Origin of the sequence: Streptomyces zingiberis (assembly GCF_012034935.1) — a bacterium.
GTDB classification, from domain to species: Bacteria; Actinomycetota; Actinomycetes; order Streptomycetales; family Streptomycetaceae; genus Streptomyces; species Streptomyces zingiberis.
On record NZ_JAATEN010000007.1, the window covers coordinates 155,573 to 166,381 of the forward strand.

The following is a 10,809-nucleotide window of genomic DNA, read 5'->3' on the forward strand; positions in this document are numbered from 1 at the left end:
CCCCCACTCGGCGCGACAGGAGACAAGTCGACATGACCTTCCGTTCAGCAGCCGTTCCCGCGCGGGGCGCCGTCGGCGTCCTCGGCACCGGTTCCTGCCTCCCCGGCGACGTGGTCACCAACGAGGAGGTGGGAGAGCCGGCCGGGGTGGGCCACGCGTGGATCGCCGATCGCACCGGCATCCACGCGCGCCGCCGGGCCAAGCCCGACGAGGCCACCTCCGACCTCGCCGCGGCGGCCGCCCGCTCCGCCCTGGCCGACGCCGGTATCGGCGCCGAGGAGATCTCGCTGGTCATCGTGGCCACCTCCACGCCGGACTCGCCGCAGCCCCCCACCGCCACCTCCGTCGCCTTCGAGATCGGCGTCCGGCCCGGCACGCCGGCCTACGACGTGAACGCCGTGTGCAGCGGTTTCGTCTTCGCGCTGGTCAGCGCGGAGCGGATGCTGCGGGGCACCACCGGGCACGCGCTGGTCGTCGGCGCCGACATCTACTCCCGCACGCTCGATCCCACCGACCGCCGCACGGCGGTCCTCTTCGGCGACGGCGCGGGGGCGGTCGTGCTGGGCCCCACCCGGGGCCAGGGCGTGCTCGCCACCCGGCTCGCGACCTTCCCCGACCACCGCGACCTCATCCGCGTCCCCGCGGGCGGCTCCCGGATCCCGGCCTCGGCCGCCTCCCTCGCGGAGGGCCTGCACTACTTCACGATGGACGGCAGGGCGGTGCGCGCCTTCGTCCAGGACAACGTCGGGCCCATGATCCGCGACTTCCTCCGGGAGCACACCGACGGCGCGGAGCCCGACGGGACGTCCCCCGTCCACTTCGTGCCCCACCAGGCCAACGGCCGGATGATCGACGACCTGGCGGCCTCGCTGGGCTTCGCCCCGGACCGTACGCATGTGACGGTACGGGAGTACGGCAACACGGGCGCGGCGTCGGTGCCGATCACCCTCGACCACGCGGCGCACCGCCTCGCCCCCGGCGATCGCGTCCTCCTCGCCGGCTTCGGCGGCGGGATGTCCGCCGGGCTGGCCCTCCTGGAGTGGGACCCACGCCCGCCGGGCGCCTGACACCCCCGGGGCGCCCGGCCCGGCACGACCCACACCACCGGTCCGGGCGCCCCCGCCGATTCCGCACCACCCTCCGCGCGCGGCAAGCGCCGCCGCCGGCCCACCGGCGAGACCGGTCCCGGAGACCCGGGCCCTTCTCACGGCGTTGCGGCGGCAGATGCTCCGGCCGCTGTTCGCGGACGTCTCACCGGCGCTCTCCGCGATCCGGGCCGGCCGGCCGCTACCGAGCCTCCGCCCGCGCCGGGGCCCCGCGCTCCCCGGCCGTCAGGACGCGGAGTTTCCAGAGGCCGTAGAGCGCCAGCAGCGGTTTGGCGGCGAGCCATTCGCCCGGGCGGTAGTCGTCCGCCCGCACGAGCCGCTCGGCGAGGTCGGGGCGTTGCCGTCGCAGGTACGCCCGGGCCTTGAGGGCGTGCGCCGGCTGGGAGACGATCTTGATGCGGCCGGCGTCCTCCAGCAGCGGGATCACGTTCGTGATGTTCTCCCAGGTCGTCGTGGACCGGTCTTCGAGCAGCACCGTGCCGTCGAAGCCGAGCACGGACCTCGCGTAACCGGCCATCAGCTCGGCTTCCGTGGCGCCGTCGCCGGTCGTGCCGCCGCTGAGGATCAGGCAGGTCTCCCGGCCGCCCCCGGCGGCGAGGGAGCGGATCCCGGCGCGTACCCGCCAGCGGTTGACGGCGTTCACCGCCGGCCGCGGGTTGCGGTATCCCAGCACGACCACGGCCTCACCGGCGCCCGCGCCCGTCCCCACCAGGGTCCGGGACCAGCGCCAGTTCAGCCACTCGCTCCAGGCCAGGGCGGACGCCACCACCACCGCCCCGGCCACCACCGGCCCCGTCCCGCGTCGCATGCGGTGACCCTACCGCCGTGACCGTGCGGGCCCGCCGGTCCGGATGCCCCGGAGACGCCTCGGAGATGGCTCAGCGATGCCTCAGGGATATCTCCGTGGGCGGCTCGTGAGTCTCTGACGGCATCCGCTGATTCCTCTCCGGAGGAGCCGGCCGACACACCTACGCGCCGAGTACCTGACGCCGCACCTCCGGCTTCCATTCGACGTACTCGGCCTCCACCCCGCCCCGGTGACGGGCGTAGAGGAAGCGGCCGGTTGCGCTGGTGGCCTCCTCCGTCGTGATCTCGGCGCCCGCCTCGTCCAGCGCCGCGCGCGCCTGGTCCAGGTCGGAGACGATCACCGTGGCCGTGGCGTGGGCATACCGGGCGCGTTCCCCGGCGGGTCCGGCGATGACCAGGAAGTCACCGATGGCGGCGAGCTCGATCTCGTCGAAGGCGAAGCGCAGGTCCGGACGCGTTCCCGTCAGGCGCTCCAGCAGGGGGAGGGTCGTGCTCAGGTCGTCGGCCCAGAGGCGGGCGTACGTCTTGAGGATCATCGTTGCTCCAGGGGTCCGTTCAGGCTGTTCAGTCTCCAGCGGATACGGACTAACCGTAGGAGAGTATGCTCTGAGCTGGAAGAACGCACTTTTCGGTGAGAGGGGCACCTCGTGGTGACCAAGCACCCCGCCCGTGATCCGGCCGACACGGATCTCACCCGCGCCGACTCGCTGGCCCGTGAGGTCTTCGCGGGCGTGGCCAACAAATGGGCGTTGCTGCTCATCAACGTCCTGGCCGACCGCACCCTGCGGTTCACCGAGTTGCAGAGGCAGGTCGGGGGCATCAGCCACAAGATGCTGTCTCAGACGCTGCGGCACCTCGAACGGGACGGGCTGGTCGACAGGACCGTTCATCCGGTGGTGCCGCCACGGGTCGAGTACCGCCTCACCGAAGCCGGCCAGGCACTGCGCGCCACGATCAACGGCATGTGCGCCTGGACCCGCACCTATCTGGACCACATCGAGGAGGCTCGGCGCCGGTTCGACTCGGCCCGTGCGATGTGACGCGGCCGAACGGGAACAGCCGGACCGGTCATGGCCGGGTCCGTGGCGAAGGAACCACGAACCGCCCCCTCAGAGATGCTTCCCGTAGAACCCGGCGAGGCGTTCCACGGCGGCGTCGACGTACTCGGGCTCGTCGTACATCTCGTAGTGGCCCGCGCCGTCGATCACCATCAGGTCGACGGGGTTGGGGGCCCTCTTCCACAGCTCCATGCCGGCCTCGTACTGGCCGGTGTTGCCGGTGCGCCCGGCGAGGACGATCTGCAACGGCTGGGTCAGGAGTTCCTCGACCAGGTGGAACGCGTCGTAGCCCAGCAGGAGGGAGTCACCGCGCGCGAGGCGGCGGTTGGTGGAGTACGCGTTGCGGCCGCGTTCGGTGCGGTAGTACCTGACGGCCTGGGTGGTGTCGATGTCGGTCAGGCCGGCCGCCACGGCGTCCTCCGGGGTGTCGGGCAGCCAGTTCACCCGGGTCATCTCGCCGGAGCGGGCCTCTTCGAGACGTGCGGCGGCGAGGGCGTCGAGCGCGGCGGCCGGGCCGCCGGGCGGGAAGCCGCGGAACGAGGTGCCCATGTTGCCCGGGACGACCGTGCCGACCGCCTTGATGCGGTGGTCGGTGCGGGCGGTGTGCACGGCGTACCCGCCACCGGCGCAGATGCCGAGGACGCCGATGCGCCGCGGGTCGATCCCGGGGATCGTGGTGAGCGCGTCCAGGGCGTAGGAGATGTCCTCGCCGCGGCGGTACGGGTCTTCGAGGTCGCGGGGCTCTCCTCCGCTCCGGCCCTGGTGGGCGGGGTCGAAGACGAGCGCCGCGATGCCGCGGGCGGCGAGGCGGGCGGCGTAGGTGGCGCCGATCTGCTCCTTCACGCTGCTGCCGGGGGTCGACAGCACCACCGCGCGCAGGGGCGCGGCACTGCCGGTGGTGGCGTCGGGCAGGTGGAGGTGGGCGTCGAGTTCGACGGGACCGCGCGGGATCCTGAAGTGCTGAGGCACGTGTGGCACCCTTCGTGAGGTCGTCGTTCCGTGGCTGCGCAGTACGGCACAGCTATTAGTACAGCTTGGAACTAGTACGAAACGGTAGCACTTGAAGGAGGATCCCGCATGCCCGTCGACGGGGCACGGCTGTGGACGCTGAACCAGCGGCTGCTGGGTGCCGTGATGGACGCCTGCGCACAGGAGCTGGCCGGGTGCGGGCTGGAGACCAAGGAGTTCTTCGTCCTGGCCGAGGTGGAGGCCTCGCCGTACCCGGCGCGGATCGCGACGGCGCTGCTGCTGCCCAAGGCGAGCGTGACCGTCTATGTCCGCAACCTCGTCGCCAAGGGCTTCATCCGCCGCGAGATCGACGAGACCGACCTGCGGCGCCATCGGCTCGTCCTGACCCCCGAGGGCACCCGGGCGCGCGATCGGGCCCTGGCGGCCCTCGCGGCGGAGTACGACCGCAGGCTGGCGCGGGTCACCCCCCGGGACCGCGCCGAACTGCTCCGCATCCTCACGGCGATGCTCACCCCGCCCGCGCAGGACCGGGACCGCGACTGACCCGTCCGTTCGGCGCGCCGCCCCGGCCGGGCGCCCGCGTCGCGCCTTTCCGGCCGCGACGACAACGGGCGTCCGGCACCGGCGGGACGGCGCACCCGTGGCCCGGCCGCGAGGCGGGGAGCGGCCGGGCCACGGGGTCCCGAGGGAGCGGGGCTGTGAGGTTGGGGGTGTGAGGCGGAGGTGTGAGGCGGGGCGTCAGTAGCCGTAGATCATCTTGTAGGCCACCTCGGGCAGGAACTGACCGGCCGAGGAGCCGGACCCGACGCCGCAGTTGCCGTCGGACTCACCCGGCACCTTGATCCACAGCAGCATCTCGGCGCCGCCGCCCTGCTGGGTGGGCGTACCGATGCGCCGGCCGCCAGGGTTGCACCACTCGCCGCTCGCGCCGTTGCCGTTGCGGCTGGTGTCGACGACGAACGGCTTGGTGTAGCCGTAGCGGGACGCCAGCTCGTTGTTGACGGCGTTGCCGTAGGCGGTGTTCTGGGAGGTGGTGTAGTAGTTGGAGACGTTCAGCGAGAAGCCGCGGGCCTGCCGGAGCCCGGCGTCGTGCAGCCGGCGGGCCATGGTCGCCGCGTCGGCCCAGCCCGGGTTGCCGGCGTCCATGTAGACCCAGGTGTTGGGGGCCTGGCGGCCGAACTCGGAGACGGCGCCGCTGAGCATGGACTGGCGCTCGTTGATCTGCGCCTGGTTCATGCACCCGTAGTCGCCGAGGGAGTCCGGCTCCAGGATGACGACGGCCGGGCGCTGGCCGATGCCACCGGCGAACTGGGAGACCCAGCTCTGATAGGCGGACGGCGAGGAGGCCCCACCGGCGGAGTGCCCGCCGCAGTAGTCGCGGTTGTACACGTTGTAGGCGACCATGATCGGCAGCTTGTCCTGGCTGTCCGCGGCGCTCGCGTACCCCCCGGCGGCGGAGGAGATGTTGCCGCTCCAGGAACCGAACCAGCGGGCCGTCGGGGTGTTGGCTATCGAGGAGTTGATCGCGGAGGCCCGGCCGTCGCCCGGGTTGGCGGCGGTCCACTGCTTGGCGCTGGAGTTGGGGTCCACGTAGAACCCGTTGGTCATGGTGGTCGGGTCGGCCGCGTGGGCGGGCGGGGCGAGGGCGAGCGCGAGCGGCAGGGTCAACAGCGCGGTTGCCAGGGTGCGGAGACTGCGGCGCATGTCGGTACCTCGGTTTCGTGGGGGATGCGCCGCCCGCCCTCGTCCCGGGCGTGCGGCGCGCTGGAGGCTGGCGGAGCGCGGTGGTCCGGCGGCCCCACCCGGTGAACGGGCACTCCCGGCGGGGACGCCGTGCGCGAGGAGACGGCGGAGACTGGAAGCGCTCCCAACTGGAAGCGTTTCCAGCGCTGTTCCCCGGCATGTGACCGGTATGGTTGTGCCGTTCTGTTTCCCCTGTCAAGGGTCCGGTGTCAGGGATCGGCAAGGTGGCCGGAGGTGGCGGGGGTAAGACTGGAAGCGGTCCCAGTTTCGTCGGCCGCCCCTGTCCGGCTCCCCTCCGCCGGGCCGGGCGGCCGGATGAGCGAGGATGACGAGGGCGACGAGGGTGACGAGGCCGGGCGGCCGTCCGGCCGACCGCGAGAGGATCCAGCCGATGACCGAGGACGCTCCGCGCCGGCAGCCGACGCTCGACGAGGTGGCCGGGCTCGCCGGCGTGTCCCGCTCCGTGGCCTCGCGGGCCCTGAACAACGCCCCGCACGTCAGCCGGGCCAAGCGCGAGGCGGTCGAACGGGCCGTGCGGCACCTCGGCTACGTGCCCAACCCGTCCGCCCGGGCGCTGGCCACCCGGCAGAAGGGGGTGGCGGCCCTGGTGATCTCGGGCGAGGACCCGTCGATCTTCGCCGACCCGTTCTTCGCCCAGGTGATCGTCGGGGCGTCGGCCGCCCTGGACGAGGCGGACCTGCATCTGATGCTCTGTCTGGCCGCCTCCGACCGGGGCCGCAAGCGGGTGGCGGAACTCCTGCGGTCCCAGGGCGCCGACGGCGTGATGCTGATGGCGCTGCGCGAGGACGACCCGCTGGCCCGGATGGCCGAGGAGGCGCCGATGCCCGTCGTGTTCGGCGGGCGCCCCGTCGGCCCGGCGCCCCGCTGGTACGTGGACGTCGACAACGCCGGCGGGGCGCGCGAGGCGGTCGAGTATCTCGTCTCGCTCGGCCGCCGGCGCGTGGCCGCGCTCTGCGGGCGGCTCGACACCGAAGTGGGCCGCGCCCGGTACCGCGGCTACCGCGACGCCCTGCTGGCCGCCGGTCTCGAACCGCTCCCGCCCCGCGAGGGGGACTTCACCGAGACCGGCGGCGCCGCCGCCATGAGCACCCTGCTGGCGGAACACCCTGACCTGGACGCGGTGTTCGCCGCCAACGACAACATGGCGGTGGGGGCGCTGCGCACCTTGCGCGGAGCCGGCCGGAGGGTCCCCGGGGACGTCGCCGTGGTCGGCTTCGACGACCTGGCCCCCGCCGGGGTCTCCGACCCGCCGCTCACCACCGTGCACCAGCCCATACAGGCCCTCGGGCGGGAGATGGCGCGCATGCTCACCGCCCTGATCGGCGGGCAGACCCCCACCCCGCTGCTCCTGCCCACCCGGCTGGTCGTCCGCGCCAGCGCCTGACGGCCGGACGGCCACGGGGCGACGGGCACCCGCCCGCCCGGCTCGCCTCCTGGGCGGCCGTCAGGCGCGGTGGCGCCGCCCGCCGTGCGGACGGCACCCCGACGAGGCCTCAGCGCCCGGAGGCCGCGAACCGCACGAACTGGCCCCAGCCAGGTCGGCCAACCCCGACAGCAGGTCGGCTCACGTCCTTGGAATCCCGCACGTAGACGCCTTGCTCGACGACGGCGACCTCGACGCAGTCATCGCCCTCGCTGCCGCTGTAACTGGACTTGAACCACACGAGACCCGGCATATCAGCGCTCATGACACTCCTCGCAGTCGCTCCGGAAGGCCCCTGGACTCCGGCCGATTTCAAGTCGGTCGACGCAACCTCAGTGCTCCGAGGCGAACCGCAGGAACCGGTCCCAGCCTTCGCGGCCGACCGCGAAGGCCGGGACACTCACATCCTTGGAATCGCGGACGTGGACGGCCTGTCCGGTGATCGCGACCTCCACACAGCTGTCACCCTGACTGCCGCTGAAACTTGACTTGAACCACACGAGATCCGGCATAGCAGCGCTCATGACACTCCTCGCAGTCGCTCCAGAAGGTCCCTGGACTCCGTAGGGCCCAGGGCCTGCGAGCGCAGTGTGTCATAGCGCCGGCAGAGCAGACTCACCTCTTTCCGGTCGGAGATCAGCCGCCCGTTCTGCTGCCCCTCGGAGTAACCGAGCCTCCGCCCCTCCAGCGTCTCCAGCACTTGCAATGGCCCGTCCAGGCAGGCGTGCAGCCCGCTTTCCAGTGGCACCACCTGAAGCGTCACGTTGCGAGGAGCCGTGCGCTCGAGGACGTGGTCGATCAGTTCGCGCGTCGCCTCCGCGTCACCGAACCGCCGCCGGAACACGTGCTCCTCGACGATGAAGCTGAACGGCACCGTCGGCCGTTCCCGCATCGTCGCCTGTCGTTCCATCCGGGCGACGAACTGGGCTTCCAGCTCCTCGTCGGTCCGCAGCGGGATCGTGCCCTCGATCACCGCCCGGGCGTACGCCTCCGATTGCAGCAGCCCCGGTACCAGCCGGCACTCGTACGTGCACAGGCTCACCGCGTCCCGTTCCAGCCGTGCCCAGCGCCGGAACCAGGCGGCGAGGCCCACCTCGCCCCGGGTGAGGTGACGGGCCGCCTTCCGCAGCGCGCCGGTGTTGCCGAGCGCCTCCTCGGCGCGTTCGACGAACGCCTCGTCCGGCATCCGCCGCCCCAGCTCCACCGACTCCACGGTGTGCCTGGAGTACTGCACCCGCGTGCTCAGCTCCACCCGGCTGAGCCCCGCGTGTTCGCGCAACGCCTGGACGACCGCGCCGAACGTGCGCAGACTGTCCGACGGATGCGGCTCGCGTTCCCACTCCCCCGCCGTCCCGCTCCCCGGTTCCGGCCGCGTGCCGACGCCCCCGCCGTCGCACTCGGCCTCCGCCGCCGCGTCCCCACCGACGATCTCCATGCGCCGCCCTCTCTCCGTACCGCGCCACCGCGACGGCCCGTTCCGGCCGCCGCACTCGGCATACGGCACTCAGCGTGACGGAAACAAGTGCGTACCGTCCACCCTCTGTGCCCGTACACGCACTCCGCGTACGGAGTGCCGCGCTCGCACGTGGGCCGTCCCGGCCGTCACGCTGGCGTCATGAACCACGCGACGTCCCAAGTGGACTCCCCCGCCTGCACGTTTACCCAGCTGCTCTCGGCGACGCGGCGCGGCGCGCGGCTGGCGCGGCTGCTCGGCGTGAACCAGCTCCGAACGTGGGGCGTCCCGGAGAACCTTACGGAGCGTGCCGAACTGGTGGTCGCGGAACTCGCGGGGAACGCCGCCCTCCACGGCCTCCTGCCGGGCCGCGGCTTCCGGCTCACGCTCACCTACGAGGCGGCGGCCGGGCGTCTGCGCGTCGAGGTCACCGATGCGCGCGGGGACCGGCTCCCCCGCCTCGTCCCGGCGGAGGACGAGCCGGACGGGCCCGGCTGTCCGGGCGGGCCCGGCTGTCCGGGCGGCTCGGGCGGGCCGGACGGGCCGCGCGACGGCGGGCGCGGGCTGCTGCTGGTCGCCGCCCTGGCCGACCACTGGGAGACCGTCCCCCACCCACCCGGTGGCAAGACGGTCCGCGCGCTGCTCACGGTCCCGGGCCCGAGGCGCGCCCCGGGACGGTGAGCGGCACGGGGACGGTGCGCGCCCCGGGGCCGGTGAACGGCACAGGGACGCCCCCGGGGGCGGGAGCGGCGCGCTCCGGCCCCCGGGGGCGTCCGGGTGTCTCAGGCCCCGGTGACCTCGACGGCCGCCAGGTTCTTCTTGCCCCTGCGCAGCACCAGCCAGCGGCCGTGGAGCAGTTCACCGGGGGTGACCACCGCGTCCTCGGCGGTCACCTTCGCGTTGTTCACGTAGGCGCCGCCCTCCTTCACGGTGCGGCGGGCGGCCGACTTGCTCGCCACCAGGCCGACCTCCGCGAACAGGTCGGTGACCAGGCCGAGTTCGCCCACCGTGACGTGGGGCAGCTCGGCGACGGCGGCCGCCAGCGTCGCCTCGTCGAGCGCGGCGAGCTCGCCCTGCCCGAAGAGCGCCTTCGACGCGGCGATCACGGCGGCGCACTGGCCGGCGCCGTGCACCAGCGTGGTCAGCTCCTCGGCGAGGGCGCGCTGCGCGGCGCGGGCCTGCGGCCGCTCCTCGGTCATCCGCTCCAGCTCCTCCAGCTCCTCGCGGGAGCGGAAGGAGAGGATGCGCGCGTAGCGGGTGACGTCGCGGTCGTCGGTGTTCAGCCAGAACTGGTAGAAGGCGTACGGGGTGGTCATCTCCGGGTCGAGCCAGAGCGCGCCGGTCTCCGTCTTGCCGAACTTGGTGCCGTCCGCCTTCGTCATCAGCGGGGTGGCGAGCGCGTGCACCTCGGCCCCCGGCTCCAGGCGGTGGATCAGGTCCAGGCCGGCGGTGAGGTTGCCCCACTGGTCGCTGCCACCGGTCTGGAGCGTGCAGCCGTAGCGCCGGTACAGCTCGCGGAAGTCCATGGCCTGGAGGAGCTGGTAGCTGAACTCCGTGTAGCTGATGCCCTGGTCGGAGGCGAGGCGCTGGGCGACCGAGTCCTTGGTGAGCATCTTGTTCACGCGGAAGTGCTTGCCGATGTCCCGCAGGAACTCGATCACGGTCAGGCCCGCGGTCCAGTCCATGTTGTTGACCATGATGGCCGCGTTGTCGCCCTCGAAGGAGAGGAACGGCTCGATCTGCCCGCGCAGCCGGCCGACCCACCCCGCGATGGTCTCCGGGTCGTTCAGGGTGCGCTCGGCGGTCGGCCGGGGGTCGCCGATGTGGCCGGTCGCGCCGCCCACGAGCGCCAGCGGCCGGTGCCCGGCCTGCTGGAGCCGGCGGACGGTGAGGACCTGCACCAGGTGCCCGACGTGCAGACTGGGCGCGGTCGGGTCGAAGCCGCAATAGAAGGTGACGGGGCCGTTCGCGAGAGCCTTGCGCAATGCGTCCTCGTCGGTGGACTGGGCGATGAGCCCGCGCCACCGGAACTCGTCGACGATGGCCGTCACGATCCCGTGTCTCCTCGGTTGATGTGTTCGCTGAGGCGGCCAGTGTAGTGCCGCGCCCGTTCGCCCGTGTTTCCGCTGGTCAGCGGATGTGCGAGGAAAGGCGGGCCCGGCGCTGACGAGCTCCGTCGGCGGGCCCGGGCCGGCCGGAGCCCCTGCCCGGTGGCCCCGTGATCCGCGC

Annotated in this window: 13 protein-coding genes; 5 read left to right on the forward strand and 8 right to left on the reverse strand. The window is 72.9% G+C overall.

The window, feature by feature from the left end:
- Positions 1-32: 32 nt before the first annotated feature.
- Positions 33-1,067, forward strand: coding sequence for a 3-oxoacyl-ACP synthase III family protein (locus tag HCK00_RS11485; RefSeq protein ID WP_168101749.1), 1,035 nt, complete (start codon positions 33-35; stop codon positions 1,065-1,067).
- A 220-nt stretch (positions 1,068-1,287) separates the two neighbouring features.
- On the opposite strand, the gene HCK00_RS11490 is transcribed toward HCK00_RS11485, so the two are convergent.
- Positions 1,288-1,914, reverse strand: a complete 627-nt coding sequence (locus HCK00_RS11490; RefSeq protein ID WP_168101750.1) for a YdcF family protein — start codon at positions 1,912-1,914, stop codon at positions 1,288-1,290.
- A 160-nt stretch (positions 1,915-2,074) separates the two neighbouring features.
- Complete coding sequence (locus HCK00_RS11495; protein ID WP_168101751.1) at positions 2,075-2,449, reverse strand: VOC family protein; 375 nt, start codon at positions 2,447-2,449, stop codon at positions 2,075-2,077.
- Between the two features lie 111 nt (positions 2,450-2,560).
- Between HCK00_RS11495 and HCK00_RS11500 the strand changes: the two genes are divergently transcribed.
- On the forward strand, positions 2,561-2,953 hold the full coding sequence (locus HCK00_RS11500) for a winged helix-turn-helix transcriptional regulator (RefSeq protein WP_168101752.1): 393 nt from the start codon (positions 2,561-2,563) through the stop codon (positions 2,951-2,953).
- Positions 2,954-3,022: 69 nt separating this feature from the next.
- Here the strand turns inward: HCK00_RS11500 and HCK00_RS11505 are convergent, their stop codons facing one another.
- The gene (locus HCK00_RS11505) at positions 3,023-3,940 is read right to left on the reverse strand and encodes an alpha/beta hydrolase (RefSeq protein WP_168101753.1); all 918 of its coding nucleotides are present in this window, start codon (positions 3,938-3,940) and stop codon (positions 3,023-3,025) included.
- 108 nt (positions 3,941-4,048) lie between these two features.
- Here HCK00_RS11505 and HCK00_RS11510 point away from each other — a divergent pair, with 108 nt between their 5' ends.
- Complete coding sequence (locus HCK00_RS11510) at positions 4,049-4,483, forward strand: MarR family winged helix-turn-helix transcriptional regulator (RefSeq protein ID WP_168101754.1); 435 nt, start codon at positions 4,049-4,051, stop codon at positions 4,481-4,483.
- Between the two features lie 195 nt (positions 4,484-4,678).
- Here HCK00_RS11510 and HCK00_RS11515 read toward each other — a convergent pair whose 3' ends face one another.
- The gene (locus tag HCK00_RS11515; protein ID WP_168101755.1) at positions 4,679-5,644 is read right to left on the reverse strand and encodes a glycoside hydrolase family 6 protein; all 966 of its coding nucleotides are present in this window, start codon (positions 5,642-5,644) and stop codon (positions 4,679-4,681) included.
- 430 nt (positions 5,645-6,074) lie between these two features.
- Between HCK00_RS11515 and HCK00_RS11520 the strand changes: the two genes are divergently transcribed.
- Positions 6,075-7,088 carry a LacI family DNA-binding transcriptional regulator gene (locus HCK00_RS11520; RefSeq protein WP_168101756.1) on the forward strand — a complete coding sequence of 338 codons (1,014 nt, stop codon included), beginning with the start codon at positions 6,075-6,077 and terminating at the stop codon, positions 7,086-7,088.
- Positions 7,089-7,197: 109 nt separating this feature from the next.
- Here the strand turns inward: HCK00_RS11520 and HCK00_RS11525 are convergent, their stop codons facing one another.
- The 3 genes from HCK00_RS11525 to HCK00_RS11535 form a co-directional block, all read right to left on the reverse strand.
- Complete coding sequence (locus HCK00_RS11525) at positions 7,198-7,392, reverse strand: DUF397 domain-containing protein (RefSeq protein WP_168101757.1); 195 nt, start codon at positions 7,390-7,392, stop codon at positions 7,198-7,200.
- Between the two features lie 67 nt (positions 7,393-7,459).
- The gene (locus HCK00_RS11530) at positions 7,460-7,651 is read right to left on the reverse strand and encodes a DUF397 domain-containing protein (RefSeq protein ID WP_168101758.1); all 192 of its coding nucleotides are present in this window, start codon (positions 7,649-7,651) and stop codon (positions 7,460-7,462) included.
- On the reverse strand, positions 7,648-8,562 hold the full coding sequence (locus tag HCK00_RS11535; RefSeq protein ID WP_168101759.1) for a helix-turn-helix domain-containing protein: 915 nt from the start codon (positions 8,560-8,562) through the stop codon (positions 7,648-7,650). The genes HCK00_RS11530 and HCK00_RS11535 overlap by 4 nt, the downstream gene beginning before the upstream one ends.
- Before the next feature lie 180 nt (positions 8,563-8,742).
- Here HCK00_RS11535 and HCK00_RS11540 point away from each other — a divergent pair, with 180 nt between their 5' ends.
- Positions 8,743-9,261 (forward strand): ATP-binding protein, encoded by a 519-nt coding sequence (locus HCK00_RS11540; RefSeq protein WP_168101760.1) that lies wholly within the window; start codon positions 8,743-8,745, stop codon positions 9,259-9,261.
- Between the two features lie 101 nt (positions 9,262-9,362).
- On the opposite strand, the gene tyrS is transcribed toward HCK00_RS11540, so the two are convergent.
- Complete coding sequence (tyrS, locus tag HCK00_RS11545; protein WP_168101761.1) at positions 9,363-10,631, reverse strand: tyrosine--tRNA ligase; 1,269 nt, start codon at positions 10,629-10,631, stop codon at positions 9,363-9,365.
- Positions 10,632-10,809: the final 178 nt, after the last annotated feature.

What these genes read in the sequence shown, in the direction of transcription:
- HCK00_RS11485 (WP_168101749.1), top strand. Translation starts at nt 33, where the DNA reads ATGACCTTCCGTTCAGCAGCCGTTCCCGCGCGGGGCGCCGTCGGCGTC.
- HCK00_RS11490 (WP_168101750.1), bottom strand. Translation starts at nt 1,914, where the DNA reads ATGCGACGCGGGACGGGGCCGGTGGTGGCCGGGGCGGTGGTGGTGGCG.
- HCK00_RS11495 (WP_168101751.1), bottom strand. Translation starts at nt 2,449, where the DNA reads ATGATCCTCAAGACGTACGCCCGCCTCTGGGCCGACGACCTGAGCACG.
- HCK00_RS11510 (WP_168101754.1), top strand. Translation starts at nt 4,049, where the DNA reads ATGCCCGTCGACGGGGCACGGCTGTGGACGCTGAACCAGCGGCTGCTG.
- HCK00_RS11515 (WP_168101755.1), bottom strand. Translation starts at nt 5,644, where the DNA reads ATGCGCCGCAGTCTCCGCACCCTGGCAACCGCGCTGTTGACCCTGCCG.
- HCK00_RS11520 (WP_168101756.1), top strand. Translation starts at nt 6,075, where the DNA reads ATGACCGAGGACGCTCCGCGCCGGCAGCCGACGCTCGACGAGGTGGCC.
- HCK00_RS11525 (WP_168101757.1), bottom strand. Translation starts at nt 7,392, where the DNA reads ATGAGCGCTGATATGCCGGGTCTCGTGTGGTTCAAGTCCAGTTACAGC.
- HCK00_RS11530 (WP_168101758.1), bottom strand. Translation starts at nt 7,651, where the DNA reads ATGAGCGCTGCTATGCCGGATCTCGTGTGGTTCAAGTCAAGTTTCAGC.
- HCK00_RS11535 (WP_168101759.1), bottom strand. Translation starts at nt 8,562, where the DNA reads ATGGAGATCGTCGGTGGGGACGCGGCGGCGGAGGCCGAGTGCGACGGC.
- HCK00_RS11540 (WP_168101760.1), top strand. Translation starts at nt 8,743, where the DNA reads ATGAACCACGCGACGTCCCAAGTGGACTCCCCCGCCTGCACGTTTACC.